This is a genomic window from Streptomyces sp. WG5, assembly GCF_049974565.1.
In the GTDB taxonomy this organism is placed as follows: Bacteria; Actinomycetota; Actinomycetes; order Streptomycetales; family Streptomycetaceae; genus Streptomyces.
The window spans coordinates 191,793-218,359 of record NZ_JBNGGC010000005.1; the positions used below are offsets into that span (position 1 = coordinate 191,793).

25 protein-coding genes are annotated in these 26,567 nt (G+C 72.8%); 12 read left to right on the plus strand and 13 right to left on the minus strand.

Translation table 11 applies throughout. The annotated features are described in order from the left end of the window. Positions 1-39: 39 nt before the first annotated feature. A complete protein-coding gene (locus tag ACP4IX_RS07400) occupies positions 40-813 on the minus strand; it encodes an SCO2525 family SAM-dependent methyltransferase (RefSeq protein WP_426519738.1) in 774 nt (257 codons plus the stop codon). A 255-nt stretch (positions 814-1,068) separates the two neighbouring features. Between ACP4IX_RS07400 and ACP4IX_RS07405 the strand changes: the two genes are divergently transcribed. After that, positions 1,069-1,608 (plus strand): GNAT family N-acetyltransferase, encoded by a 540-nt coding sequence (locus tag ACP4IX_RS07405; protein WP_426519740.1) that lies wholly within the window; start codon positions 1,069-1,071, stop codon positions 1,606-1,608. Between the two features lie 11 nt (positions 1,609-1,619). Here ACP4IX_RS07405 and ACP4IX_RS07410 read toward each other — a convergent pair whose 3' ends face one another. Further along, positions 1,620-2,315 carry a TerB family tellurite resistance protein gene (locus ACP4IX_RS07410; RefSeq protein WP_426519742.1) on the minus strand — a complete coding sequence of 232 codons (696 nt, stop codon included), beginning with the start codon at positions 2,313-2,315 and terminating at the stop codon, positions 1,620-1,622. A gap of 185 nt (positions 2,316-2,500) precedes the next feature. Beyond that, positions 2,501-4,222 (minus strand): 2-isopropylmalate synthase, encoded by a 1,722-nt coding sequence (gene leuA, locus ACP4IX_RS07415; RefSeq protein WP_426555043.1) that lies wholly within the window; start codon positions 4,220-4,222, stop codon positions 2,501-2,503. A 352-nt stretch (positions 4,223-4,574) separates the two neighbouring features. Here leuA and ACP4IX_RS07420 point away from each other — a divergent pair, with 352 nt between their 5' ends. The 8 genes from ACP4IX_RS07420 to era all read left to right on the plus strand — a co-directional run bounded on the left by ACP4IX_RS07420 (position 4,575) and on the right by era (position 11,401). Further along, on the plus strand, positions 4,575-5,645 hold the full coding sequence (locus ACP4IX_RS07420; protein WP_426519746.1) for a M4 family metallopeptidase: 1,071 nt from the start codon (positions 4,575-4,577) through the stop codon (positions 5,643-5,645). Positions 5,646-5,666: 21 nt separating this feature from the next. Continuing rightward, a complete protein-coding gene (locus tag ACP4IX_RS07425; protein ID WP_426519748.1) occupies positions 5,667-5,933 on the plus strand; it encodes a protealysin inhibitor emfourin in 267 nt (88 codons plus the stop codon). Positions 5,934-6,494: 561 nt separating this feature from the next. Then, complete coding sequence (locus ACP4IX_RS07430; protein ID WP_426519750.1) at positions 6,495-7,568, plus strand: PhoH family protein; 1,074 nt, start codon at positions 6,495-6,497, stop codon at positions 7,566-7,568. Positions 7,569-7,580: 12 nt separating this feature from the next. Then, positions 7,581-8,078 carry an rRNA maturation RNase YbeY gene (ybeY, locus tag ACP4IX_RS07435; protein ID WP_426519752.1) on the plus strand — a complete coding sequence of 166 codons (498 nt, stop codon included), beginning with the start codon at positions 7,581-7,583 and terminating at the stop codon, positions 8,076-8,078. Next, positions 8,075-9,379, plus strand: a complete 1,305-nt coding sequence (locus ACP4IX_RS07440; protein ID WP_426555044.1) for a hemolysin family protein — start codon at positions 8,075-8,077, stop codon at positions 9,377-9,379. The genes ybeY and ACP4IX_RS07440 overlap by 4 nt, the downstream gene beginning before the upstream one ends. Then, positions 9,376-9,759 (plus strand): MmcQ/YjbR family DNA-binding protein, encoded by a 384-nt coding sequence (locus tag ACP4IX_RS07445; protein ID WP_426555045.1) that lies wholly within the window; start codon positions 9,376-9,378, stop codon positions 9,757-9,759. The genes ACP4IX_RS07440 and ACP4IX_RS07445 overlap by 4 nt, the downstream gene beginning before the upstream one ends. Before the next feature lie 37 nt (positions 9,760-9,796). Beyond that, positions 9,797-10,150: a cytidine deaminase gene (locus ACP4IX_RS07450; protein WP_426555046.1), complete on the plus strand. Its 354-nt coding sequence runs from the start codon at positions 9,797-9,799 to the stop codon at positions 10,148-10,150. Between the two features lie 297 nt (positions 10,151-10,447). Further along, entirely contained in the window at positions 10,448-11,401 is a 954-nt protein-coding gene (gene era / locus ACP4IX_RS07455) for a GTPase Era (RefSeq protein ID WP_345625763.1), read from the plus strand. 194 nt (positions 11,402-11,595) lie between these two features. Here era and ACP4IX_RS07460 read toward each other — a convergent pair whose 3' ends face one another. Beyond that, the gene (locus ACP4IX_RS07460; protein ID WP_426555081.1) at positions 11,596-12,738 is read right to left on the minus strand and encodes a carbohydrate kinase family protein; all 1,143 of its coding nucleotides are present in this window, start codon (positions 12,736-12,738) and stop codon (positions 11,596-11,598) included. A gap of 438 nt (positions 12,739-13,176) precedes the next feature. Between ACP4IX_RS07460 and ACP4IX_RS07465 the strand changes: the two genes are divergently transcribed. Next, on the plus strand, positions 13,177-14,526 hold the full coding sequence (locus ACP4IX_RS07465) for an MFS transporter (protein ID WP_426519760.1): 1,350 nt from the start codon (positions 13,177-13,179) through the stop codon (positions 14,524-14,526). Between the two features lie 21 nt (positions 14,527-14,547). On the opposite strand, the gene ACP4IX_RS07470 is transcribed toward ACP4IX_RS07465, so the two are convergent. The 5 genes from ACP4IX_RS07470 to ACP4IX_RS07490 form a co-directional block, all read right to left on the minus strand. Beyond that, positions 14,548-15,546, minus strand: coding sequence for an adenosine deaminase (locus ACP4IX_RS07470; protein ID WP_426555047.1), 999 nt, complete (start codon positions 15,544-15,546; stop codon positions 14,548-14,550). Between the two features lie 20 nt (positions 15,547-15,566). Further along, the gene (locus ACP4IX_RS07475; protein ID WP_426555048.1) at positions 15,567-16,472 is read right to left on the minus strand and encodes a ribonuclease Z; all 906 of its coding nucleotides are present in this window, start codon (positions 16,470-16,472) and stop codon (positions 15,567-15,569) included. Between the two features lie 14 nt (positions 16,473-16,486). Continuing rightward, positions 16,487-16,840: a histidine triad nucleotide-binding protein gene (locus ACP4IX_RS07480; protein ID WP_426519766.1), complete on the minus strand. Its 354-nt coding sequence runs from the start codon at positions 16,838-16,840 to the stop codon at positions 16,487-16,489. Between the two features lie 237 nt (positions 16,841-17,077). Further along, the gene (locus ACP4IX_RS07485) at positions 17,078-20,284 is read right to left on the minus strand and encodes a S41 family peptidase (RefSeq protein ID WP_426555049.1); all 3,207 of its coding nucleotides are present in this window, start codon (positions 20,282-20,284) and stop codon (positions 17,078-17,080) included. Between the two features lie 77 nt (positions 20,285-20,361). After that, on the minus strand, positions 20,362-20,877 hold the full coding sequence (locus tag ACP4IX_RS07490; RefSeq protein WP_426555050.1) for a hypothetical protein: 516 nt from the start codon (positions 20,875-20,877) through the stop codon (positions 20,362-20,364). Positions 20,878-20,948: 71 nt separating this feature from the next. Between ACP4IX_RS07490 and ACP4IX_RS07495 the strand changes: the two genes are divergently transcribed. After that, a complete protein-coding gene (locus ACP4IX_RS07495; RefSeq protein ID WP_426519772.1) occupies positions 20,949-21,305 on the plus strand; it encodes a hypothetical protein in 357 nt (118 codons plus the stop codon). Between the two features lie 147 nt (positions 21,306-21,452). On the opposite strand, the gene ACP4IX_RS07500 is transcribed toward ACP4IX_RS07495, so the two are convergent. The 4 genes from ACP4IX_RS07500 to hrcA form a co-directional block, all read right to left on the minus strand. Then, entirely contained in the window at positions 21,453-22,202 is a 750-nt protein-coding gene (locus ACP4IX_RS07500) for a 16S rRNA (uracil(1498)-N(3))-methyltransferase (RefSeq protein WP_426519774.1), read from the minus strand. Then, entirely contained in the window at positions 22,199-23,332 is a 1,134-nt protein-coding gene (locus tag ACP4IX_RS07505) for a nitronate monooxygenase (RefSeq protein ID WP_426555051.1), read from the minus strand. The genes ACP4IX_RS07500 and ACP4IX_RS07505 overlap by 4 nt, the downstream gene beginning before the upstream one ends. Before the next feature lie 100 nt (positions 23,333-23,432). Beyond that, positions 23,433-24,569 (minus strand): molecular chaperone DnaJ, encoded by a 1,137-nt coding sequence (dnaJ, locus tag ACP4IX_RS07510; RefSeq protein WP_426519778.1) that lies wholly within the window; start codon positions 24,567-24,569, stop codon positions 23,433-23,435. Next, a complete protein-coding gene (hrcA, locus tag ACP4IX_RS07515) occupies positions 24,570-25,586 on the minus strand; it encodes a heat-inducible transcriptional repressor HrcA (protein WP_398130541.1) in 1,017 nt (338 codons plus the stop codon). Between the two features lie 185 nt (positions 25,587-25,771). Here hrcA and ACP4IX_RS07520 point away from each other — a divergent pair, with 185 nt between their 5' ends. Next, a complete protein-coding gene (locus tag ACP4IX_RS07520; RefSeq protein ID WP_426519781.1) occupies positions 25,772-26,515 on the plus strand; it encodes an MBL fold metallo-hydrolase in 744 nt (247 codons plus the stop codon). The last annotated feature ends 52 nt before the right edge of the window (positions 26,516-26,567 follow it).

Consider the following 26,567-nt stretch of genomic DNA (forward strand, 5'->3'; position numbering starts at 1 on the left):
ACAGATCTCGTTGCCCTGTGTTCAGCATGGTCCCCGTTCCTACGGGGTGGCAATCTCCGGATTGCGCCGTCCCAGGGCGAGAAGCATTCCCTCGTGTCCCGGCCGCACCACGTGGTGCAGATCGTGGATCTCCAGCTCTCCGGTGTACGGTTCCAGGCTCTCCCTGACCCGGTCCTCGTTCACCCGGTAGGCCGGGTAGTCGTGTTCACCGACGCGGTAGCCGAGCGACTCCTTCATGAACGCGGCGGCGAACGGCGCGCCTCCGCTGAGCGCGTTCATGAAGCACCGCACGCCCCGGTGGAACTCGTCGGGGCACTCGGACATCGAGTCGGCGACGAAGAACATCGTCCCGAGGTCCCAGCGCCGGTTCCCTTCCTCCAGGTCGAAGAGGTTGCCGCGCTCCACCCGGATGATCTCGCTGACCAGGTTCTTCGGTTCGACGGCACGGTAGGCGGGCGACTCGCTCAGCACCTCCCAGAACGCGTCCCAGGCGGTGTCGTACCCGCCCGGGGAGACCTGCTTCTCCAGGTATTCGACGTTCGGGTGCGCGTATTCGAGCAGCAGCACTTTCTCGCACCAGGGCAGCATGGAGAGCGCGGGGTAGAGATTCGCGCCGGCGCCGACGTCGACGCCCCGCACCGATTCCGGAGCGCCCCCGGCGAAGCAGCGGCCGAAGTAGTCGCGCATCAACCGGACGATCAGCAGATCGACTTCGAGCGGCGTCCGGTAGTTGTTGTCGACATACACCTCTGGATCGAATTGCGACCAAGGTGCGTCGGCGTTGCGATCCATAGTCACCCTGCCGCGTTCCATTCGATTCCGGACAAGCCCCAGTGTCGTGCACGGTAAGCCACCAGGAAACGTCGAGACAGCCGGGAACACGCCAGTCCTCTTCCGTCGGGTGCACGTCCGGCGCACCGTCGCACACCCGAACTCGCCCTTGCACAGGGGAAGTTGGAAGCTCACTCTAGCCAGAAGGAGCCACCGGCCGCCACACGAGGTCTCATTCCTTCGGGCGCGCCGCCGGTGTCGTCGAGTTGACGTCCGCACGTCCTGACTGGGGGTTGCATGACCGCCGAACCGCTGGAACGCTCCTTGGACCGCCACGACCAGTTCCCCGGGGAGCCGTACCCGGACACCCTGCCACTGGTCCTGCGGACGGCCCGGGAGTCCGACCTGCCCGAACTGCGGCGGCTCGACGAGGAGGTCTTCCAGGAGGTCGCCTATCCCGGTTTCCTCCTGCGCCAGCTCTTCGACATGTACGAGGAGCACTTCCTGGTGCTCGACGACGGAACGGGCCGGCTGCGCGGCTACGTGCTCGCCGCCACCCGGGCGCTCGGCGGGGACAGCTGGATCCTCGGCCTGTGCGTCACCCAGGACCGGCGCCGGCACGGGCTGGGCCGGGAGCTGATGACGGAGGTCCTGAGCCGGCTGCGCCGGGACGGCATAGGGGTGGTCCGGCTCACGGTGGAACCCGCCAACCTCGCCGCCATCCTGCTCTACCGCTCCCTGGGCTTTCGCCCCGAGGAACCCGACGGCGGCCTTCGCCCCGACTATTTCGGCCCGGGCATGCACCGCCAGATCATGCGCCTGGACATTCCCGGGTAGCAGGGCGGGGGCTACGAGGGCATGCTCGCCGACTCCAGGAGGTGGGCCACGTCGTCGGAGCAGAGGGTGAGGGCCGCGCCGACCGTCGCGAGGGTGTCGCGTTCGGCGGGGGTGTAGGGGCCGTCGGCCAGGGCGATGCGGGCGCCCTGGAGCAGGATCGACTCGCGGCCGACGGTGGCGAGGTGCGGGGCCAGCGGGTCCAGGGCCTCGTGCAGTTCTATGGCCAGGCCGGGCACGCAGGGCTCCCCGCGGACCCGGCCGGTGTCCGCCTCCAGCGCTTCGACCAGCGCGTTCAGCTGGTCCTCGGTGCAGTCCTCGAAGCCGGCGGCGCGGACCGCGACGGCCGCCGTCTCCAGTGACGTACGGGAGCAGGTGCCGCCCGCGGTCAGGACCGCGAGGGCGACGGTGTGGACGGCGTCGCGGAGCATCGCGGAGAAGCGGGTGGTGGTCGGGTGGTCGAGGACGTCGGTGCCGTAGTGGCGGCGGCAGGACGCGCACTCGACGGTGGGCTCGGACTCGCCGCGCGGCAGCACGGGCACGCCGAGCAGGGTGAAGCGGCGGCGGCCGGTGAGCCGCTGGTAGTTGCGGTCGCCCCCGCAGCCGGGGCAGAAGAACTCGCCGTCCCCGACGGGTGTCCACGCGGTGCGCGTGCCCAGCATGCGTGACAGCCGGGCAGCTCGGCCGTTCCGTCCCTGTCCAGGCAGCACGTCGCACCTCCGTAACCGCGCGACAGCATCGTCGCCCTGGCGTGATGTTAGCCACATCACCGACGTGGAGTCAGTACCCGGGACGAGACCTTTCCGTGACCTGCCCGTGGAGATGGCCGGTATACGACGGGGGCTCCGCCCGCCGCTTTCCGGCGAACGGAGCCCCGGACCGCCGATTCGGCTGGTCAGCGAGTAGCGCGGTTGACGGCGGAGACGACCGCCTTCAGCGAGGCACGCGTGGTGTTCGCGTCGATTCCGATGCCCCACAGGACCTTGTCGCCGATGGCGCACTCGATGTAGGACGCGGCCTGCGCGGAGGCGCCCTCGCTCATCGTGTGCTCCTGGTAGTCCAGCAGGCGTACGTCGATGCCGACGCCCTGCAGTGCGTGGAAGAACGCCGAGATCGGGCCGTTGCCGGTACCGACCAGGGTGGTCTCCTCGCCGTCGACGGTGGCGTCGACGGTGAGGGTGTCGACGCCGTCGCGGTCGGTCGTGGTCTGGCCGTTGGCCACCTGGATGCGGCCCCAGGGGTTGTCCGGGTTGGGCAGGTACTCGTCCTGGAAGACGTCCCAGATGGCGGTGGGCGTGATCTCGCCGCCCTCGGCGTCCGTCTTGGCCTGGATGATCTTCGAGAACTCGATCTGCATCCGGCGGGGCAGGTCCAGCTTGTGGTCGTTCTTCAGGACGTAGGCGATGCCGCCCTTGCCGGACTGCGAGTTGACGCGGATGACCGCCTCGTAGGAGCGGCCGACGTCCTTCGGGTCGATCGGCAGGTACGGGACCGCCCACTCGATGTCGTCGACGGTGACGCCCTTGGCCTTCGCGTCGGCCTCCATGGCGTCGAAGCCCTTCTTGATGGCGTCCTGGTGGGAGCCGGAGAAGGACGTGTAGACCAGGTCGCCCACGTAGGGGTGGCGCGGGTGGACCTCCATCTGGTTGCAGTACTCCCACGTGCGGCGGATCTCGTCGATGTCGGAGAAGTCGATCTGCGGGTCGACGCCCTGCGAGAACAGGTTCATGCCCAGGGTGACCAGGTCGACGTTGCCGGTGCGCTCGCCCTGCCCGAACAGGCAGCCCTCGACGCGGTCGGCGCCGGCCATCAGCGCCAGTTCGGCCGCCGCCACCGCCGTACCGCGGTCGTTGTGCGGGTGGACGGACAGGCAGACGTACTCGCGGCGGGAGAGGTTGCGGCCCATCCACTCGAAGCGGTCCGCGTGCGTGGACGGCGTCGAACGCTCCACCGTGGCGGGCAGGTTGAGGATGATCTCGCGGCCCGGGCCGGGCTGGTAGGTGTCCATCACCGCCTCGCAGACCTCCAGGGCGAAGTCCAGCTCGGTGTCGGTGAAGATCTCGGGGCTGTACTGGTAGCCGAACTCCGTCTCGGGGCCCAGCAGTTTCTCCGCGTACTCCATGACCAGACGGGTGCCGTCGACCGCGATCTGCTTGATGTCGTCGCGCGAGCCGCGGAAGACGACGCGGCGGAAGACGGGGGCGGTGGCGTTGTACAGGTGGACGGTGGCCCGCCTGGCACCCTTCAGGGACTCCACCGTGCGCTCGATCAGGTCCTCGCGGGCCTGGGTCAGTACGGAGATCGTCACGTCGTCCGGGATGGCGCCGGGCTCTTCGATGATGGAGCGTACGAAGTCGTAGTCGGTCTGGCCGGAGGCGGGGAAGCCGACCTCGATCTCCTTGTAGCCCATCTTGACCAGCAGGTCGAACATCGCGCGCTTGCGGGCGGGCGACATGGGGTCGATCAGCGCCTGGTTGCCGTCGCGCAGGTCGGTGGAGAGCCAGCGGGGGGCGGTGGTGACGCGCCGGTCGGGCCAGGTGCGGTCGGCGATGCCGACCTGCTCGTACCCGCGGTACTTGGCGGTCGGCATGGAACTGGGCTGCTGACGGTTGGCCATGATGGCGTGGGCTCCTCGTGATGTCCGCGGTGTGCGGGACGTCCGCGACGTCCGCGTGTTCCGGAAGGACGGCCGACGGCACCACCAAGCTCCGCGGGGAGGGAGTCGGCCTCTTACAGGCCCTCGCCGCGGCAGCTAAGGAGAAGCAGCCCGAAACGCATGATGCCCGGCAGCCTAGCCGAGCCACACCGCCCGCGTGGGTCCGTATCAGTATGCGGGACCACGGCGGGAACCGGGACAAAAAGTGCCGTATACCACTCACCGGTGGCCGGGAGGCCTCCTTGGTGCCGCTTTTCACCAATCGTGGTTGCGGGTAGTGACAGTGACGTCACACAGTGCGAGGGTTTCGGACATGACGACATCCGGGGGCTTCGAGCCCGTCTTCTGCACCATCGTGCCGCCCCACGTCCTCGACAAGCTCGCCCAGCACGACGACCCCGTGCTCGCCGGACCCGCCCGCCGGACCCTCCAGCGCGACGCCTTCGAGCGCACCCACCGCTCGCTGACCACCGTCATCGGCGCCCCCACCGTCGCCCCGCGCGCCGACGCCGAGCCCGACAAGCCGCACCGCACGATCTACGACGCCCGGCACGGCACCGACCTGCCCGGCAGCAAGGTGCGCGGCGAGGGCGAGGAGCCCGGCCAGGACGCCACCGTGAACCGCGCCTACGCGGGACTCGGCGCCACCTTCGAGCACTTCCTCAAGGTCTACGGACGCAACTCCATCGACGGCGGCGGGCTGCCGCTGGACGCGACCGTGCACTTCGACCGCGAGTACAACAACGCCTTCTGGAACGGCGAGCAGATGGTCTTCGGCGACGGGGACGGGGAGATCTTCCTCGACTTCACCATCCCCCTCGACGTGATCGGCCACGAGCTGACCCACGGCGTCACCCAGCACACCGCCAACCTGACCTACTACGGCCAGCCCGGCGCCCTCAACGAGTCGGTGTCCGACGTCTTCGGCGCCCTCATCAAGCAGTACTCGCTCGGCCAGACCGCCGCCGAGGCCGACTGGCTGATCGGCGCCGGGCTGCTCGCCCCGCGCGTGACCGGGGTGGCGCTGCGCTCCATGAAGGCGCCGGGCACGGCGTACGACGACGACGTCCTCGGCAAGGACCCGCAGCCCGCGACGATGGACGACTACGTGCGCACCGGCCGCGACAACGGCGGCGTCCACATCAACTCCGGCATCCCCAACCACGCGTTCTACCTCGTCGCCACCGAGCTCGGCGGCAACGCCTGGGAGCGGGCCGGACAGGTCTGGTACGACGTGCTGACCGGCGGCGAGGTGGCGCAGGACGCGTCGTTCACGGACTTCGCGACACTGACCGTGAAGGCCGCCCGGGAGCGCTACGGCGACGCCGACGAACTGGAGGCGGTGCGCAAGGCCTGGGAGCAGGTCGGGGTGCGCACGCTGTAGTTCCGTACTAGACACGGACCCATGCGGATTCAGGTGAGGCGCACAGGAGGCTTCGCGGGCATCGAACGCCACGCGGAGGTCGACACCACGGGCCGCCCCGACGCGGCCGAGTGGCACGCCCTGGCGGAACGGGCGGTCGCCGACGGACGGGGCACGCCCCCCGTCGGGGTGCCGGACGGGTTCAGCTACCAGATCACCGTGGACGGGAGGACGGTGTACGCCGCCGATCCCCGGCTGACGGAGGAACAGCGGAGGCTGATCTCGCGGGTACTGAAGGAGGGGGCGTGACACCGCCCGCGCACGAGGGGTGTTGACGTCCCTCACCGGCGGTACGGGCGATCCGCGCGCGGCGACCGGTCCGAGCACGGTGACGGTCCCCGTACCCCGGTCCCCGGCCCCCGGACGGCTGCCTGCGGGGCGCGCCGGACCGAGGGCGCGGTGGAGACGCGGGGACCGTGCGTGGGGGACGTCTTCGCGTCCGAACCGGGACGGATCACGGATCACGGACGGTAGGCGCGCCGGTCCGGGCCGGTGCACGTCGGCTTCGGGGCGGGCAGGCGCACGCCCAAGGCACCGTACGGCTGGTTCCGGGACGTGATCCGCGCGCAACGGTGAGTGCCGGCCGGGCGGGCGCAGGGCACCGGCGGGGCGGGCGGGGAGGACCGGCCGGACGGGCGGGGAGCACCGGCGGGGCGGGCGCGTGGGCAGCGGCCGGGCAAGCACGGCAGTACCGGTCGGATAAAAGGCCTCGGCGCTGTCGGCGGGGAGTCGTACGCTGGAGGGAGCAGACCACACCCGTCACGCGGCGCACGCCGCAGAGGAGGATGTGCAGGCCTCGAGCGCCGGCCCATGACTCAGACACCCTCAGCTCACACCCTCGCGCAGGGACAGGCGAGAGCACAGTTCACCGTCCCCGCCCAGCACCCCATGGTGACCGTGCTGGGATCAGGCGACTCCCTGTTGCGCGTGATCGAGAAGGCCTTCCCGGCGGCCGACATCCACGTCCGGGGAAACGAGATCAGCGCGGTCGGCGACACCCATGACGTCGCCCTCATACAGCGCGTGTTCGACGAGATGATGCTGGTGCTCCGCACCGGGCAGCCGATGACGGAGGACGCAGTGGAACGCTCGATCGCCATGCTCAAGGCGAGCGAGAACGGGGAGAGCGACGGCCAGGAGACCCCGGCCGAGGTGCTCACGCAGAACATCCTGTCCTCGCGCGGCCGCACGATCCGCCCCAAGACGCTGAACCAGAAGCGGTACGTCGACGCGATCGACAAGCACACCATCGTCTTCGGCATCGGCCCCGCGGGCACCGGCAAGACCTACCTGGCGATGGCCAAGGCGGTGCAGGCCCTGCAGTCCAAGCAGGTCAACCGCATCATCCTGACCCGCCCGGCGGTCGAGGCCGGCGAGCGGCTCGGCTTCCTGCCGGGCACGCTCTACGAGAAGATCGACCCGTACCTGCGCCCGCTGTACGACGCGCTGCACGACATGCTCGACCCGGACTCGATCCCGCGGCTGATGGCGGCGGGGACGATCGAGGTCGCGCCGCTGGCCTACATGCGGGGCCGCACCCTCAACGACGCCTTCATCATCCTGGACGAGGCCCAGAACACCAGCCCCGAGCAGATGAAGATGTTCCTCACCCGCCTCGGCTTCGACTCGAAGATCGTGATCACGGGTGACGTGACGCAGGTCGACCTGCCCGGCGGCACGAAGTCCGGTCTGCGGCAGGTGCAGGACATCCTGGAGGGCGTCGACGACGTCCACTTCTCCCGGCTGTCGTCGCAGGACGTCGTCCGGCACAAGCTGGTGGGCCGTATCGTCGACGCGTACGAGCAGTACGACAGCAGGAACGGCACCGAGAACGGCGGTCACAAGGGCCACGGGAAACACGGTGCCAAGGCCAAGGGGAAGTAGACCAGCACGACCATGTCGATCGACGTCAACAACGAGTCCGGAACCGAGGTCGACGAGCAGGCGATCCTCGACATCGCCCGCTACGCGCTCGCGCGGATGCGCATCCACCCGCTCTCCGAGCTCTCGGTGATCGTCGTGGACGCCGACGCCATGGAGCAGCTCCACGTCCAGTGGATGGACCTGCCGGGTCCCACGGACGTCATGTCCTTCCCGATGGACGAGCTGCGTCCGCCGGCGAAGGACGAGGACGAGCCGCCGCAGGGGCTGCTCGGCGACATCGTCCTCTGCCCGGAGGTCGCCGCCAGGCAGGGCACCGAGGCACCGACGCGGCACTCCATGGACGAGGAGCTCCAGCTGCTCACCGTCCACGGGGTGCTGCACCTGCTCGGCTACGACCACGAGGAGCCGGACGAGAAGGCCGAGATGTTCGGCCTGCAGGCCGCCATCGTGGACGGCTGGCGTGCGGAGAAGGGCCTGACCGGCCCGTCCCCGGCCCCGACCGTCTCATGAGCCTCCCGCTCATCGCCGGCGCGGTCGCCCTGGTGGTGGTCGCCTGGCTCGCCGCGTGCGCGGAGGCGGGGCTCGCGAGGGTCTCCAGCTTCCGCGCCGAGGAGGCCGTACGGTCCGGGCGGCGCGGCGCCGAGAAGCTCGCCAAGGTCGCCGCCGACCCGACGCGCTACCTCAACGTGGCGCTGCTGGTCCGCGTCGCCTGCGAGATGGCGGCCGCCGCGCTGGTCACGTACGCCTGCCTGAAGCAGTTCGACGGCACCGGCGAGGCACTGGTGATCGCCATCGCGGTGATGGTGCTCCTGTCGTACGTGGCCGTCGGGGTCTCCCCGCGCACCATCGGACGCCAGCACCCGCTGAACACCGCGACCGCGGCGGCGTACGTCCTGGTGCCGCTGGACCGGATCATGGGCCCGATCCCGTCGCTGCTCATCCTCATCGGCAACGCCCTCACCCCCGGCAAGGGCTTCCGCCGCGGCCCCTTCGCCTCCGAGGCGGAGCTGCGCGCGCTGGTCGACTACGCCGAGAAGGAGTCCCTGATCGAGGCCGAGGAGCGCCGCATGGTGCACTCGGTGTTCGAACTGGGCGACACGCTCGTGAGGGAGGTCATGGTCCCGCGGACCGACCTCGTCGTCATCGAGCGCTACAAGACCATCCGGCAGGCGCTCACCCTCGCCCTGCGCTCCGGTTTCTCGCGGATACCGGTCACCGGTGACAGCGAGGACGACATCGTGGGCATCGTGTACCTGAAGGACCTGGTCCGCCGGACGCACATCAGCCGGGAGGCGGAGAGCGACCTCCTCTCCACGGCCATGCGGCCGGCGTTCTTCGTGCCCGACACCAAGAACGCCGGCGACCTGCTGCGCGAGATGCAGAAGGAACGCAACCACGTCGCCGTCGTCATCGACGAGTACGGCGGCACCGCGGGCATCGTCACCATCGAGGACATCCTGGAGGAGATCGTCGGCGAGATCACCGACGAGTACGACCGGGAGCTCCCGCCCGTCGAGGAGCTGGGCGAGGACCGCTTCCGGGTCACCGCCCGCCTCGACATCGGCGACCTGGGCGAGCTGTACGGCCTGGAGGAGTTCGACGACGAGGACGTCGAGACGGTGGGCGGCCTGCTGGCGAAGGCCCTGGGCCGGGTACCGATCGCCGGTGCCTCGTCGATCGTGGAACTGCCCGACGGCCGCGAACTGCGGCTGACGGCGGAGGCCGCGGCGGGCCGCCGGAACAAGATCGTGACGGTGCTGGTGGAGCCGGTGGGCGCGGTGAAACCGGCCGAGGAGGCCGTGCCGGAATGACCCCCGGGGAGCTGCGCGACTTCTGCCTGTCCTTCAACGCCGCGGTGGAGGACTTCCCCTTCGGCCCGGAGATCTCGGTCTTCAAGGTGCTGGGCAAGATGTTCGCGCTGTCCTTCCTGGACGGACGCCCGCTCACGGTCAACCTGAAGTGCGACCCGGACGACGCGATCCGGCTGCGCGGTGACCACCCGGGGCTGATCGTCCCCGGCTGGCACATGAACAAGCGGCACTGGAACACGGTGACCGTGGGCAGCGGGCCCGATGGCGGACGGTCCGGCGCGCTCCCGGACCGTTTCGTCCGGGAGCTGGTCGAGGACTCGTACGACCTGGTCGTCGCCGGCCTGCCGCGCGCGGAGCGTCTCCGCCTCGACCGTCCCTGACGGCCGGGCGGGTGGCGGCGCTACGTATGCTCGCCCCATGACCGAGACTCCCGACCTCGCTCCCGAGGACCGCAAGATCGTCACCCTGGCCCGCTCGGCCCGGGCCCGCAACGGCGTCCCCGAGGGCGCCGCCGTACGCGACGAGACCGGCCGCACGTACGTGGCCGGCACGGTCGCCCTGGACTCCCTGAAGCTCAGCGCCCTGCGCACGGCGGTGGCGATGGCGGTGGCGTCCGGCGCGAAGTCGCTGGAGGCGGCGGCGGTGGTGACCGAATCCGACTCGGCGGCGGAGGAGGACCGGGCGGCGGTTCGGGACCTGGGTGGCCCTGAGACGCCGGTACTGGTGGCCGCGCCGGACGGGACGGTACGGGGGACGACGAGCGCGGGCTGACGCTCGCCGCCCCCGGGGCCGGGGCCGGGCTAGGACGACTGGGAACGCCGCTGCTCCAGGAACTGGAGCATGCGTTCCAAGGTCGGGGATGCCGCCGGTCTGCTCGGGGTGGAGGTGCCAGCCGGTGTCCTGGTGGCGTCGCAGACTGAGCAAGGTGAAGGCCCTCGGCTGACACCCCGGCCCCGGCCACCCCCTCACCCGGGGCCCCTCACCCGGGGGCGGCCGGGGCCCGGCCGTTCCGCCGGCAGCAGGGCGGGTGGTACGGCGACGCTCCGGGGATCAGGGACAATGGGCGCCATGAGCGTTCGTACCCAGTCATCCGAAGAGTCGGCCGAAGCTGTCCACAGGGCCGGTTTCGCCTGCTTCGTGGGCCGCCCCAACGCGGGCAAGTCCACCCTCACGAACGCTCTGGTCGGGCAGAAGGTGGCGATCACCTCGAACCGTCCGCAGACCACCCGGCACACCGTGCGGGGCATCGTGCACCGCCCGGAGGCGCAGCTGATCCTGGTGGACACCCCGGGGCTGCACAAGCCGCGCACGCTGCTCGGCGAGCGGCTCAACGACGTCGTGCGGACGACGTGGGCCGAGGTGGACGTCATCGGGTTCTGCCTGCCGGCGAACGAGAAGCTGGGCCCCGGTGACCGCTTCATCGCCAAGGAACTGGCCGGGATCAAGAAGACGCCGAAGGTCGCGATCGTCACCAAGACCGACCTGGTGGACTCCAAGACCCTGGCGGAGCAGCTGATCGCGATCGACCAGCTCGGCCAGGAGCTGGGGATCACCTGGGCGGAGATCGTCCCCGTCTCGGCCACCGGCAACCAGCAGGTGGACCTGCTCGCGGACCTGCTGACCCCGCTGCTGCCCGAGGGCCCCGCGCTCTACCCCGAGGGCGACCTGACCGACGAGCCCGAGCAGGTCATGGTCGCCGAGCTGATCCGGGAGGCCGCGCTGGAGGGCGTACGGGACGAGCTGCCGCACTCCATCGCGGTGGTCGTGGAGGAGATGCTCCCGCGCGAGGACCGCCCCGCCGACAAGCCGCTCCTGGACATCCACGCCAACGTCTTCATCGAGCGTCCCAGCCAGAAGGGCATCATCATCGGCCCCAAGGGCAAGCGCCTGAAGGACGTCGGCATCAAGTCCCGCAAGCAGATCGAGGCGCTGCTCGGTACACCGGTCTTCCTGGACCTGCACGTGAAGGTCGCCAAGGACTGGCAGCGCGACCCGAAGCAGCTGCGGCGGCTCGGGTTCTGACCCGCCCCCGGAGCCCGGCCGGCCGGGACACCCGGGGCCCCGCCCGACAGGCCTGCCACACGGCGGCAGCCGCACACCGGCCCACAGCCCGGACCTGCGCGTGAAGGTCGCCGAGGACCGGCGGCGCGACCCGGAGCGGCTGCGGCGGCTCGGGTTCCGGGGGCCGCCGGCAGCCGTTCCGGCGGCGTGGCCGGTCAGGCCGGGGGGCGGAAGCCGATGGTCGGGACCGCGCGGCGCAGGGGCCACGAGCCGGGCAGGTCGTCGGGGACCAGGCCGGCCAGGAAGGCGTAGCGGCTGAGGGCCGTCGGGTCCTGGCTCTCGACCGACTGGACCTTGCGCCACCAGGTCGCGATCTCGCACCAGCCGGGCGCGGACAGGGAGCCGCCGAACTCCTGGACGGAGAGGGCCGCGGTCAGGCCCGCGAAGGCGAGGCGGTCGGCCAGCGGCCAGCCGGCCAGGGTGCCGGTGACGAAACCGGCGACGAAGACGTCCCCGGCGCCGGTCGGGTCCAGGGCCTCCACCTCGATGGCCGGGACCTCGGCGCTCTCCCCCGTACGCCGGTCCACCGCGTAGGCGCCGTCCGCGCCGAGGGTGACCACGGCGAGCGGCACGTGCTCGGTCAGGGCGTGCGCGGCGGCGCGGGGACAGCCGGCGCCCGTGTAGCGCATCGCCTCGGCCGCGTTCGGCAGGAAGGCCTCGCAGTGCGCGAGGTCGGGCAGTCCCGCCAGGTCCCAGGCGCCGGTGTCGTCCCAGCCGACGTCGGCGAAGACACGGGTGCCCCGCGCGGCGGCCTGCGCGATCCAGGGGGCGCGGACGCCGGGCGTGAGGGAGGCGACGGCGGCGCGGGCGCGGGGCGGGCAGGCGGGGGACGGTTCCTCCGGCGGCGGCTCGTGGCCGTGGGAGACCATCGTGCGCTCCCCCTCGTACGCCATCGAGACGGTCACCGGCGAGTGCCAGCCGGGCACGGTGCGCGAAGGGGTCAGGTCGATGCCCTCGCCCTGGGCGAGGGCATCCCAGCAGTAGTCGCCGTAGTGGTCGTCGCCGAAGGCTGCCGCCAGCGAGGTGCGCAGGCCCAGGCGGGCCAGCGCGGTCGCCATGTTCGCCACGCCGCCCGGGCTCGACCCCATCCCGCGCGCCCACGACTCGGTCCCGCGCACCGGGGCGGAGTCGAGCCCGGTGAAGACGACGTCGAGGAAGACGGTGCCGGTCAGGTACACGTCCCAGGGCGGGTCCTGCGGGGTGCGCAGGGCGGCGAGGGGATCGATGTGCGGCTGGTGGTGCGACGCCTCGTCCGGGACGTGGCGGTGTGTTCTCTCGTCGGCCGGCACGACGGGCATGGCCGGGACGCCGGAGGCGGTGGACGCGGCGGACGCGGCGGAGGCGGTGGACGCCGGCACGTCGGATGCGGTGGACGCGGTGGAGGCTGGCACGGTGCGCTCCCTGGCATGGTGCGGACCCCGCCAGTGTGCACCACGCCGCCGACCGTGCGGCGGCGTTCGCGCCGGGGGTGTCAGGCGGCGGATCGTCGCGGGGACGGGGGAGGCCGGGGCCGGGACGGAGGCCGCGATTCCGGCCGGGGGCGGGTCGGCTCACCGGAGGTGGCGTTCTCGGCTACCCAGGACCGAAACCGACAAACATATATGTGATGTAGATCACATCGTCTCATCTGTTTCACGGCTCCCCGCGCTTGATACAAATTGCCCGCGCGTTCCGTTCGTCGACGGTCGTCGCCCCCTCCCCTCCCCACCCTCCTTCCGCATGCCCTGGGAACGCCCGTGTTCGCCCCCCGCACCGCACCCTGGCCCCTCGTCGCCCTTTTCACGGCCGGGTACCTTCCTCCGTATCTGCTGCCCACCACCGTCGGCAGACTCGACACCGGCCTCGCGCTGACCACCACACAGGCGGGTGCCGTCGGCAGTGCGCTGCTGCTGAGTTCGGCGACCGCGGGCCTGCTGCTCGCCTCCCGGGTGCAGCGGACCGGCGCCCGCACGCTGGCCCGGTTCGGCCTCGTCCTGGCCGCGCTCGGCTACGGCGCCGCCTCGCTGACCACCGCCGTGCCCGCCGTCGTCGCCGGCGTGGTCCTGGGCGGCTTCGGCTCCGGTACGGCCACCACGGTCGCCGCCACCCGGATCGCCGCCGAGCACGATCCGCACCGCGCCTCCACGCTGGGGCTGCTGAGCGTGTCCGCGCTGGCCGGCGCGGTGTACCTGACGGTGCCGCAGCTCGGCCGGGCGCACGGACTGCCGCTGGCCGCGATCGCCCTGACCGCTCTCGCGGTGTGGCCGCTGACCGGCCGGCTGCCGGGCGGGACGGCCACGTCACCGGCCGCGCCCGGCACCGGCACCACCGCCCCGCTCCCCCGCCGCCGCTCCGGGCTGGTCCTCGCCGCCACCGTGCTGTGCTGGTCCCTCGCGCAGAACTCCCTGTGGGGCGTCAGCGGCCGGATCGGGCTGACGCAGGCGGGTCTGGGCGACGCCGCCCTCGGGGCCGTCCTCGCCGCCGCGCTGGGCGCCGGACTCGTGGGCGTGCTGGTGGCGGGTGCGCTCGGGCCGCGGCTGGGGCGTGCGATGCCCATCGGGGCCGGGACCGTGGTCATCGCCGGCTGCATCGTCCTGACCGCGTCCGCGACCACCCCCACGGCCTTCGCGGCCGGGGAGATCGCGTGGAACACGCTGTACCCGGTGGTCCTGTCGTACCTGATCGGCCTCGCCGCCTCGCTCGACCCGCGCGGGCGCTGGGCGGTGCTCGTCGGGTCGGCGTCCTCGCTGGGCACGGCGGCCGGGCCGCTGACCGGCACCGCGCTGTCGGCGCAGGCCGGATATCCGGTCATGGGCCTGGTCCTCGGCGCCGGTCTGCTGCTGGTCGCCGCGCCGATGACCGCCGTCGCCCTGCACACCGGCGGGCGTCCGCTGCTGCCCGGCGCGATCCGCCGCCGCGGTGGCGCCCCGGCCGCCCTGGTCGCCGCCGCCACCGGCACGCCCAGCGGTGCCGTACCCGAGGTCGGTGCCGCGGAGCAGCCGGTCGTGGAGATCCCCGTGGACGCGCCGGCCGTCCCCCTCCGTCGTGCCTACGACACGGCGGGACCCCGGCAGTCGGCGGCCACGCCGGGGTCCGGGACGGGGTGAGTCACGCGGGGAAGGGCCGCGTCACGCGGAGGGGAACTCGTACGCCTCCACCTCGGCGATGTACCGCGCCCGCAGTTCCTCGTCGTCCTCCAGGAAGGAGGCGAGGAACGAGTTGCGGGCCAGCTCCCGCAGCCGCTCCTCGGTGAGGCCGAGGGCCTCGCGCACGGCGTCGAAGTTGTCGCCCGCGTAGCCGCCGAAGTAGGCCGGGTCGTCGGAGTTGACCGTGCACATGAGGCCCGCGTCGAGCATCGCGGGCAGCGGGTGGCCGGCGAGGGTGTCGACCGTGCGCAGCCGGACGTTGGACAGCGGGCAGAGGGTCAGCGGGACGCGATCGCGCACCAGCCGCTCGACCAGTGCCGGGTCCTCCACCGAGCGCAGGCCGTGGTCGATCCGCTCGACGCCGAGGACGTCCAGGGCCTCGACGACGTACTCCGGCGGCCCCTCCTCGCCCGCGTGCGCGACCCTGCGCAGGCCGAGGGCGGCGGCGGCCTCGTACACCTCGCGGAACTTGACCGGCGGATGGCCCACCTCGGCCGAGTCCAGGCCCACACCGGTGATCCGGTCGAGGTACGGCTTGGCCGCGTCGAGGGTCTCCAGCGCCGATTCGGCGGACTCGTCGCGCAGGAAGCACATGATCAGCCGGGTGGAGACGCCGTGGTTCTCCCGGCTGCCGCCGAGCGCCCGCCACAGGCCCTCCACCACCGTGCCCATCTCCACGCCCCGGGCGAGGTGCGCCTGCGGGTCGAAGAAGATCTCCGCGTGCCGCACGCCCTGCGCGGCGGCACGGGCGAGGTAGGCGTTCGCGAGGTCCTCGAAGTCCCGCTCGGTGCGCAGGACGGCCATGAGCTCGTAGTACAGGTTCAGGAAGGACTGGAGGTCCTCGAACCGGTACGCCTCGCGCAGCGCGTCCGTGTCCGCGTAAGGCAGGGGCACACCGTTGCGGGCGGCCAGCTGGAAGGCCAGCTCGGGCTCCAGGGTGCCTTCGATGTGGAGGTGCAGTTCAGCTTTGGGCAAAGACATCAGAGAATCGTACGACCGTTTTACCGCCGTTTCGGAACCGGGACTCTCAGTAGGTCGTGCGCCACGGTCAGCTCACCCTCGTAGCCGGCCGCCCGTACCTGCCGCTCGAACTCCTCCGGGTCCGAGTAGCGCTGGCTGAAGTGGGTGAGGACCAGGTGCCGTACGCCCGCGTCCCGGGCGACCCGCGCGGCCTGGCCCGCGGTGAGGTGGCCGTGGTCGGTGGCGAGGGTCTCGTCCTCGTCGAGGAAGGTGGACTCGATGACCAGCAGGTCGCAGCCCTCGGCGAGCGCGTGCACGCCCTCGCACAGCCGGGTGTCCATGACGAACGCGAACCGCTGGCCGCGGCGGATCTCGCTGACGTCGTCGAGCGGGACCCCGTGCAGCGAGCCGTCGCGCTGGATGCGGCCCACGTCGGGGCCCTCGATGCCGTGCGCGGCCAGGCGTTCGGGCAGCATGCGGCGGCCGTCGGGCTCGGTGAGGCGGTAGCCGTACGACTCGACGGGGTGGGAGAGCCTGCGGGCGTCGAGCGTGTAGGCGGGGGTGACGGCCAGGACGCCGTCGGTGTCGGCCGGCGCCTCGGTGAGGGCGACCGTCTCGCGGTAGGCGGTGGCGTACCGCAGGCGGTCGAAGAAGCGCTGCCCGGAGCGCGGGTAGTGGGCGGTGACCTCGTGCGGCACCTGGTCGAGGTTGATGCGCTGGATGACGCCGGCGAGCCCGAGGCTGTGGTCGCCGTGGAAGTGCGTGACGCAGATCCGGTTCAGGTCGTGGGCGGCGACCCCGGCGCGCAGCATCTGGCGCTGGGTGCCCTCGCCGGGGTCGAACAGGATGCCCTCGCCGTCCCAGCGCAGCAGGTAGCCGTTGTGGTTGCGGTGCCGGGTCGGGACCTGGCTGGCGGTGCCGAGGACGACGAGTTCACGTACGGACATCGTGGCTCGTCCCGTTATCCGGGGGGCCACTCGAGGCCGCGACCGCCGAGGACGTGGGCGTGGGTGTGCCAGACGGTCTGGCCGGCGCCGCTGCCGGTGTTGAAGATGGTGCGGTAGCTGTCGAGCTTCTCCTGGTCCGCGACCGCCCGGGTCTCGCGCAGGACGTCCGCGGCGACCTCCGGGGCGCCGGCGGCGAGGGCGGCGGCGTCCCGGTAGTGGGCCTTCGGGATCACCAGGACGTGGGTGGGGGCCTGGGGGTTTATGTCCCGGAACGCGACGGTCGTCTCGGTCTCGCGGACGATCGTCGCGGGGATGTGGCCCGCGACGATCTTGCAGAACAGGCAGTCGTCCTGTGGCTCGCCGGACATGGTCCGCTCCTTACGGTGGTGATCTTCTGGGGGCATCGTAGCGAGCGCCGGTGCGCGGGGCGCCACGCGCCGGGGCGGACGCCGGGTGGGTGCTCGCCCGCGCCGGCGGGGCGGGCGCCGGGTGGGCGTGCTTGCGCGCGCCCGCTCCCGGGCGCCCGGGAGCAGCCGGCCCGCGTCGGCGGGGTGCCGCCGCGCCACCCGTGTCGCCCCGCGGCACGGGTGCCCGCGGCCGCACGGCTAGGGCAGGCCCGGTGGCGTCTTGGCGGGGGCTTCCTCCAGTGCCGCCAGCGCGAGCCGGACCGCCTCGTCCAGTTGCGGGTCGCGGCCCGCCGCGTGGTCCTGGGGGCGCTGCGGGACCTCCACGTCCGGCTCGACGCCGTGGTTCTCCACGCTCCAGCCGTAACCCTCCATCCAGAAGGCGTACTTGGGCTGGGTGATCAGCGTGCCGTCGACCAGGCGGTAACGGCTGTCGATGCCGATGACGCCGCCCCAGGTGCGGGTGCCGACGACCGGGCCGATGCCGAGCGCCTTGATCGCGGCGTTCACGATGTCGCCGTCGGAGCCGGAGAACTCGTTGGCGACGGCGACGACCGGGCCGCGGGGCGCGTCCAGCGGGTAGCTGGCGGGCCGCATGCCGCGCGGCAGGTCCCAGCCGACGATGCGCCGGGCGAGTTTCTCGACGACCAGCTGGGAGGTGTGCCCGCCGCGGTTCTCCCGGACGTCGACGACCAGCCCCTCGCGGGCCACCTCGATCCGCAGGTCGCGGTGGATCTGGGCCCAGCCGGGGGCCTGCATGTCGGGGACGTGGAGGTAGCCGAGCCGGCCGCCGGACTTCTCGTGGACGTAGGCGCGGCGGTCGGCGACCCAGGCGTGGTAGCGCAGGGGCTCCTCGTCGGCGAGGGGGACGACGACGGCGTGCCGCAGTTCGCCGCCGCCGGACGGGGCGATGGTCAGCTCGACCGGCTTGCCGGCGGTGCCGACCAGCAGCGGGCCGGGGCCGGTGACGGGATCGACGCCCTGCCCGGCGACCGCGACGATCGCGTCCCCGGCGCGCACGGCGACGCCGGGCGCGGCGAGCGGGGAGCGGGCGTCGGGGTCGGAGGTCTCCGAGGGCAGGACGCGGTCGATGCGCCAGGTGCCGTCCTCGTGGCGGGAGAGGTCGGCGCCGAGCAGGCCCTGCCGGGCGCCGCCACCGTGGCCGCCGCGCGGGACGACGTAGGCGTGCGAGGTGCCGAGTTCGCCGTGCACCTCCCAGAGGAGGTCGACCAGGTCGTCGTGGGTGGCGAGGCGGTCGAGGACGGGGCGGTAGCGGTCGAGGACGGCGCCCCAGTCGACGCCGTTCATGTCGGGCCGCCAGAAGTGGTCCCGCATGACGCGGCCCGTCTCGTCGAACATCTGGCGCCACTCGGCGGCCGGGTCGACGGTCTGCCGTACGCGGCTCAGGTCGACGGTGATGTTGGTGTCGCTGTCCTCGTCGGCGGAGGCCCGCCGGTCGCTGGGGACGACCTTGAGGCGTCCGTCGGCCCACAGCAGCACCCGCTTGCCGTCGCCGCTGACCTCGAAGTGGTCGGCGTCGGCGGCGAGGTGCTCGACACGCTGCTGGGCGAGGTCGTAGCGCTCCAGCTCGGTGTGCGGGTCGGCGTCCTCCGGGGTGGCGCGGGAGGCGCCGAGGACGCCGGTGACCGGGTGGCGCAGCCACAGGACGCCGTCCTTGGCGGCGCGCAGCCGGGAGTAGCGGGCGGCCTCCACCGGGAACGGCACGATGCGGTCCGCGAGGCCCTCGATGTCGATCCGGGTGGCCGGGGTGCCCTCGCTGTCGGGGGTCTCGTCCCGGTCCGGGGTCTCGAAGGGGCGTCCGTGGCGCTGCGGGCCGAAGGGCGACGGGGTGGTCGCGGCCAGCGTGATCAGGTACGGGCGGGCGCCCTCGACGAAGGCCAGGTCGAAGACGTGCTCGTCGTAGACCGGGTCGAAGGAGCGGGTGGAGAGGAAGGCGAGGTGCTTGCCGTCCAGGGTGAAGGCCGGCGAGTAGTCCTTGAAGCGCAGCGGGGTCGCCTCGCTCACCGACAGGTCGGTGGTGCCCGCGAGTTTGAGCTGGCGCAGCGGGCTCGGGCCGGGGTGGGACCAGGCGAGCCAGGCGGAGTCGGGCGAGAAGGCCAGTCCGGAGGCGTCGCCGTCCTCGCTGCGGTCGACCTCGCGGACCTCGCCGGTCTCGCGTTCGACGAGCAGGACGCGTCCGTCGTGCGAGGCGACGGCGGCGCGGCTGCCGTCCGGTGCCATGGCGAGGCCCAGGACGCGGCCGAGCTGTCCGGCGGCGAGGCGCCGCGCGGTGGTGCCGGGCGCCAGCCCGGTGGCGGGCGCGAACTCCAGGGCGTCGTCGCCCTCCGCGTCCGTCACCCACACCACCCATTCCTCGCCGTCGGCGCGGAAGGTGCGCGGCAGCCGGGTGCGTACGCCGGGCCGCGCGGCCAGCGCGCGGGCCGGCCCGGCGCGGTGGGTGACCCAGTGCACGCCGCCGCGTACGGCGACGGCGCTGCCGCGCGCCGTGTGGTCGGGTGACGCGGAGCCGAACCAGCGGGCGGCGTTCACCGGGTACGCCTGGAGGTCGACGCGGGCGCCGCCGAGCCGGATGTCGAGCCGGCGCGGCTCGGCGCCGTCCAGGTCGTCCAGCGTCCACAGTTCACCGGCGCTGGAGTAGACGACGCGGGTGCCGTCGGTCGCGGCGTGCCGGGCGTAGAAACCGTCGAGAGGGGTGTGCCGGCGCAGGTCGGAGCCGTCGGCGAGGGAGGAGTAGAGGGCGCCGGTGCCCTCGTGGTCACAGAGGAACGCGATCCGGTCGCCGACCCAGAGGGGGTACTCGATGTTGCCGTCGAGGTCGCTGTGCAGCCGTACGAACTCGCCGGCCTCCCCGTCGCCGTCCCCGTCGATCCACAGCTTGCCCGCCGTGCCGCCCCGGTAGCGCTTCCACCAGGCGGCCTCGCGGCCCATCGACACGGACTGCAGCACGGTGCGCGGCCCGTACGCGACGCCGCCGACGGGCCCGTACGGCAGGGTGGCGGCGGGCCCGCCGTCGAGCGGGACGGCGCGGGCCCAGCTGCGGCGCAGGCTGGCCTGCCCGTAGGCGCTGAGGGCGAGGACCTGACCCTGCGGGGTCCAGCCGCGCACCTGGGTCTTCGGGCTGCCCCAGTGGGTGAGGCGCTCGGCGGGGCCGCCGTCGACGGGGGCGACGTGCACCTCGGGGGCGCCGTCACGGGTGGACGTCCAGGCGACCGTGCTGCCGTCGGGCGAGACGCGCGGGTGGTTCACCGGCACGTTGTCGGCGCTGACCCGCCAGGCCCGGCCGCCGTCGAGCGGGGCGAGCCACACGTCGTCCTCGGCGGTGAAGGCGACCAACTCGCCGTGCGGGTGCGGAAAACGGAGGTAGGCAGTCGCTGCGGGCTGTGTCACCCCTTCACCCTATGCAGGGGCGGGGCCCGCCGACAGAGGTTCGGATCACTTACCGGCCACGGCACGCGCCGTGGCCGCTACTTGCCCTGCACCGGCCGGCAGTGCGGGTCGTCCGGACACCAGATGGTCCGGGTGACGGTCACCGTGGGGCCGGGCTGCCGCGGGGAGGGCCGGTTCGCGGGCGGGGCGCTCGTGGCGTCGCAGTTGCCCAGCCCCTCGACGCGGAACAACTCCTTGCCGTCCACCTCGCCGGTCAGCACGCCGCGCACACAGGCGCCGTTGACGACCCGGGTCACCTCGCCGTCGACGGCGATGTCCTTCCCGTCGCCGGTCTCCCCCTCGCAGTCGACGGAGGCGACGGTGTACTCGCCCGCCGAGGCGGTGGCGCCGTCGTCCCCCGAGGACGCGGTGCAGGTGAGCCACCGCACGTCCGCCTTCCGCCGCTCCAGTTCGCGTGTCGCCGTCTGGTCGGTCGTGTACGCCACCGACGCGGAGCTGAGTCCGCCCGGTTCGCACGCGGTGGCACCGCCGACGGCGACGACCACGCCGACGACGACCGGAGCCACCCGCCAAATCCGCCTCGATGCCCCCATGCAGGGCAGCCTGCCACTGGTGCGGGGCGGGCGGTAGGGCGCATACGGCCACTCCTCACTACCGTGGGCGCATGCACAGCGGACGTCGGCGCAGAAGGCTCGTCGTGGACGAGGAGGCGGCCTACGTGTGGTCGGTGCGTCACCGTCACCGCCGCACGGAGCCCTGCCAGGAGGTGCTCAGCCTCTCCCGGGACGGGACGAGGACCCGCCTGCTGTTCCGGGGCGGCGAGGGGCGGTTCGTCCCCGACGGTTTCCTGCCCTCGGGCTGCGTGGCCATGGGGGACGCGTCGCTCAACCTGCACGAACCCGGTGTCGTACGGGGTTTCGTCGACGAGGCGGCCCGGCGCGGACTGCTCGGCCGGTCCGCGGACCTGGACGGCTGGGAACTGTTCCCGGCGGTCGCCGCGGCCCGCACCGGCGACCGCTGACGGCCGGCGGCTGACGGCTGACGGCCCGCAACGCGGACGACGGCTCCGCCCTCCAGGCCGACACCCGCACAGCGGACCCCTGACCGGCACCGCGGCGGCCGGCACCGCCAGGACCAGCAGCCGCCGCTCGGGCCGGCGGCCGGTGGTTCAGGACCAGCGGCCGGTGCGGGCCAGCAGGACGGCGGTCGCGGCGGTACCCGCGGTGGAGGTGCGCAGGACGCTGCGGCCCAGGCGGTAGGGCTTGGCGCCGGCCTGGGCGAAGAGCGCCAACTCCTCCGGTGAGACCCCGCCTTCGGGGCCGACGACGAGCACGATGTCGCCGGTGGTGGGGAGTTCGGCGGCGGCCAGGGGCTCGTCGCCGCTCTCGTGGAGTACGGCGGCGAAGTCGGCGTCGGCCAGAAGTGAGGCAACCTGCTTGCTCGTCGCCGCGTCCGCGACGTCGGGGAAGCGGACCCGGCGGGACTGCTTGCCGGCCTCCCGGGCCGTCGCCCGCCACTTGCCGAGCGCCTTCAGGCCGCGGTCGCCCTTCCACTGCGTGATGCAGCGCGACGCCGCCCAGGGCACGATCGCGTCGACGCCGACCTCGGTCATCGTCTCGACGGCCAGCTCTCCGCGGTCGCCCTTGGGCAGGGCCTGGACGACGGTGACACGGGGCTGCTCCCCGGGCTCCTCGTGAACGCTTTCCAGGCCGGTGACGACCAGGCGGTCCTTGCCCTCGGCGGCCTTCACCACGCCCTCGGCCCAGCGTCCGCGTCCGTCGGTGAGGACGACGTCCTCGCCGGGCCGCAGCCGCTTCACGGAGACGGCGTGCCGCCCCTCGGGACCGGCCACGACGTACTCTCCTCCGGGCAGGTCCCCCGGCTGGAGCGAGTCGACCACGAACACCGGCGCCGTCATCGGCCCGTACCTCCCGTCGCGAACGCCGACAACGCCGTCCCCGCGGCGGCGAGTTCGGCGGCCAGCACCTCCACCAGCTGCCCGGCGGGCAGTTCCCGGGCCATCCGGTGGCCCTGTCCCGCCCAGAGCGCCATGCCCTGCGCGTCGCCCGCCTTCGCCGCGGCCTTGCGCAGCGGCGCGGTGAGGTGGTGCACCTCCGGGTAGGCGGCGGGCGCGTAGGGGCCGTGCTCGCGCAGGAAGCGGTTGACCAGACCGCGGGCGGGGCGGCCGGAGAAGGCCCGGGTCAGTTCGGTGCGGACGAACAGCGGGTTGGTCAGCGCCTGCTTGTGCAGGGCGTGCGCCCCGGACTCGGGGGTGGCGAGGAAGGCGGTGCCGAGCTGGGCGGCGCTCGCGCCGGCCGTGAGGACGGCGGCGATCTGGCCGCCGCGCATGATGCCGCCGGCCGCGACGATCGGCAGGCTCACCGCCTCCCGGACCTGGGCGACCAGCGACAGCAGCCCGGTGCCGGCGGTGCCGCCCGTCTCCGGGTGGTCCCGGTGGGTGCCCTGGTGGCCGCCTGCCTCGACGCCCTGTGCGATCACCGCGTCCGCGCCGGACCGCTCGACGGCCCGGGCCTCCTCCGCGGTGGTCGCGGCGGCCAGGGCGAAGGTGCCGACGCGGTGCAGCGAGTCGACGACCTCGCGGCTCGGGACGCCGAAGTGGAACGACACCACCGGCACCGGGTCGTCCAGCAGCACGGCGAGCTTGGCGTCGTAGCCGTCGTCCCGGCCGCACTCGGGATCGCCGAGCTCCGTCTCGTACCAGGCGGCCTCACCGGCCAGCTGGTGGGCGTAGACGCCGACGGCGGAGGCGTTGAAGGGCGCGGCGCCGGCCGCTCCGGTGGAGCCGGGGCCCGCACCGGGCGTCTCCGGCTGCGGCACGAAGAGGTTGACGCCGAAGGGACGGTTCGTCAGTCCCCGCAGCTGCTTGATCTCCTGGTACATCCCGTCCGCGGTCTTGTACCCGGCGGCGAGGAATCCCAGCCCGCCCGCCTCGCAGACCGCGGCGGCCAGCTGCGGCACGGAGACGCCGCCCGCCATGGGCGCCTGCACGATCGGGTAGGGGAAGAGATCGGTCAGTGCGGAGGACATGACCGCATGTTTTCACGTCCGGCGAGCAGGTCCGAATCCGGGCTTCCGTCGGCATACGCCAGGAGCATCCCCATCGGGACGCTCCTGGCGGTGGCCCGTGTCAGCGCCCGTTGAAGGCGTCCTTCAGCCGCGAGAACAGCCCTTGCTGCCCGGGCTGGAACTGCCCCTGCGGGCGCTCCTCGCCGCGCAGCTTGGCCAGCTCGCGCAGGACGCGTTCCTGCTCGGCGTCGAGCTTGCTCGGGGTCAGGACCTCGACGTGGACGATGAGGTCGCCCCGGCCGCCGCCGCGCAGGTGGGTGACGCCGCGGCCGTGCAGCGGGATCGACTGGCCGGACTGGGTGCCCGGGCGGATGTCGACCTCCTCCATGCCGTCGAGGGTCTCCAGCGGCACCTTCGTGCCGAGGGCCGCCGCCGTCATCGGGATGGTGACCGTGCAGTGCAGGTCGTCACCGCGCCGCTGGAAGGTCGAGTGCGGCAGCTCGTGGATCTCGACGTACAGGTCGCCGGCGGGGCCGCCGCCGGGGCCGACCTCGCCCTCGCCCGCGAGCTGGATCCGGGTGCCGTTGTCGACGCCGGCCGGGATCTTCACGGTCAGGGTGCGCCGGGAGCGGACACGGCCGTCGCCCGCGCACTCGGGGCACGGGGTCGGGACCACGGTGCCGAAGCCCTGGCACTGCGGGCAGGGGCGGGAGGTCATGACCTGGCCCAGGAAGGACCGGGTGACCTGCGACACCTCGCCGCGGCCGCGGCACATGTCACACGTCTGGGCGGACGTGCCGGGCGCCGCGCCCTCGCCGTTGCAGGTGTTGCAGACGACCGCGGTGTCGACCTGGATGTCCTTGGTCGTACCGAACGCGGCCTCGTCCAGCTCGACCTCGATGCGGATCATCGCGTCCTGGCCGCGGCGCGTGCGCGAGCGCGGCCCGCGCTGCGACGCCGTACCGAAGAACGCGTCCATGATGTCCGAGAAGTTCCCGAAGCCGCCCGCGCCGAAGCCGCCCGCGCCACCGCCGCCGGCCTGCGAGAGGGGGTCGCCGCCGAGGTCGTAGACCTGCTTCTTCTGCGGGTCCGACAGCACCTCGTAGGCGGCGTTGATCTCCTTGAACCGCTCCTGGGTCTTCGGATCGGGGTTGACGTCCGGGTGCAGCTCGCGGGCGAGCCTCCGGAACGCCTTCTTGATCTCGTCCTGGGACGCGTCGCGGCGTACGCCGAGTACGGCGTAGTAGTCCGTGGCCACCTACGACTCCGCCAGGATCTGTCCGACGTACCGTGCCACTGCGCGTACCGCTCCCATCGTTCCCGGGTAGTCCATGCGGGTCGGTCCGACCACGCCGAGCTTGGCAACCGCCTCGCCGCCCGAACCGTAGCCCACCGACACGACGGACGTGGAGTTGAGTCCTTCGTGGGCGTTCTCATGACCGATCCGTACGGTCACGCCCGGATCCTTCGCCTCGCCGAGCAGCTTGAGGAGCACGACCTGCTCCTCCAGCGCCTCGAGAACGGGTCGGATCACCAAGGGGAAGTCGTGCCCGAAGCGGGTCAGATTGGCGGTGCCGCCGATCATCAGCCGCTCCTCGTTCTCCTCGACCAGCGTCTCCAGGAGAGTGGAGAGCACGGTGGAGACCGTACCCCGGTCCTCGGCCTCGAAGGCCTCCGCCAGGTCCTCCACCAGGCTCGGCACGTCCGAGAAGCGGCGCCCGGCGACCCGGCTGTTGAGCCGCGCGCGCAGGTCCGCCAGGGACGCCTCGCCGAACGGCGCCGGGCAGTCGACCATCCGCTGCTCGACCCGGCCGGTGTCCGTGATCAGCACCAGCATCAGCCGCGCGGGCGCCAGGGAGAGCAACTCCACGTGCCGCACGGTCGAGCGGGTCAGCGACGGGTACTGCACGACGGCGACCTGCCGGGTCAGCTGCGCGAGCAGCCGCACCGTGCGGGCCACCACGTCGTCGAGGTCGACGGCGCCCTCCAGGAAGTTCTGGATGGCCCGCCGCTCGGGCGCGGTCATCGGCTTGACGCCGGCCAGCTTGTCGACGAAGAGCCGGTAGCCCTTGTCGGTCGGGATGCGTCCCGCGCTGGTGTGCGGCTGGGCGATGAACCCCTCGTCCTCCAGGGCCGCCATGTCGTTGCGCACGGTGGCCGGGGAGACGCCGAGGTTGTGCCGCTCGGTGAGGGCCTTGGAGCCGACCGGCTCCTCGGTGCCGACGTAGTCCTGGACGATGGCGCGCAGCACCTGGAGCCTGCGTTCGCTGAGCACTCGCGCACACCTCCTGAATGTCGTCGCCCACCCGGCGTCGTGCCTGTCTCACTGTCTGTCCCTGGCACTCACGGTGCGCGAGTGCCAGACTTCCCCGGCCCAGTGTACGGCCGTGGGGTACGCACCCGGCAAGGCCGGGGGCACGCCGCCGTGCGGGCGGGTGCCGTACCGCTAGCGTCGTCGTCGTGACGGTGACTTGGGAAGACCTGGGGTGGGAGCGGGTGGCGGCCGGGGTGGGACGGCGCCGGCTGCCGGTGTGGGACTGCACGGCGGGGCTGGTCGTCGGCGCGGGCGCGGCGCTGATGGTGGACGCGGGGTCGAGCCTCGGCGAGGGCGCCCGGCTGCGCGCCCAGGCGCGGGAGCTCACCGGGCACGGTGTGACGCATCTCGCGCTGACCCACCCGCACTTCGACCACGTCTTCGGCGCCGCGGCGTTCGCGGGCGCAGGGGGCGTGGAGGTCTACGGCGCGGTGGGGACGGACGCCGTGTTCGCGCCGGGCGGACAGGGGCGGGAGGCGCTGCGGTCGGACGCGGTGGCCGAGGGGCTGGACGCGCGAGCGGCGCGGGAGGCGGCCGACGCGCTCGTCCGCGTCGGCCACGAGGTCCGCGGCGAGTGGGCGCTCGACCTGGGCGGCGGCCGGCGGGTCCTGCTCGCCGACGTGGGCCCGGGGCACACCGGGCACGATCTCGCGGTCGTGGTGCCGGGCGACCCGGCGGTCGTCTTCTGCGGTGACCTGGTCGAGGAGTCGGGAGAGCCGCAGGCGGGCCCGGACGCCGTGCCGGCGCGCTGGCCGGCCGCGCTGGACCGGCTGCTGGACCTGGGCGGTGAGGACGCTCGGTACGTCCCCGGTCACGGAGCGGTGGTGGGCGCGGCCTTCGTGCGGGCCCAACGGGACGCGCTGGCCGCCCGGTTCGGCGTGTCGCGCTGATCACGGCGGACCCGGTTCAGCGTGTCGCGCCGACACCGGCGCCCCCGCTCCT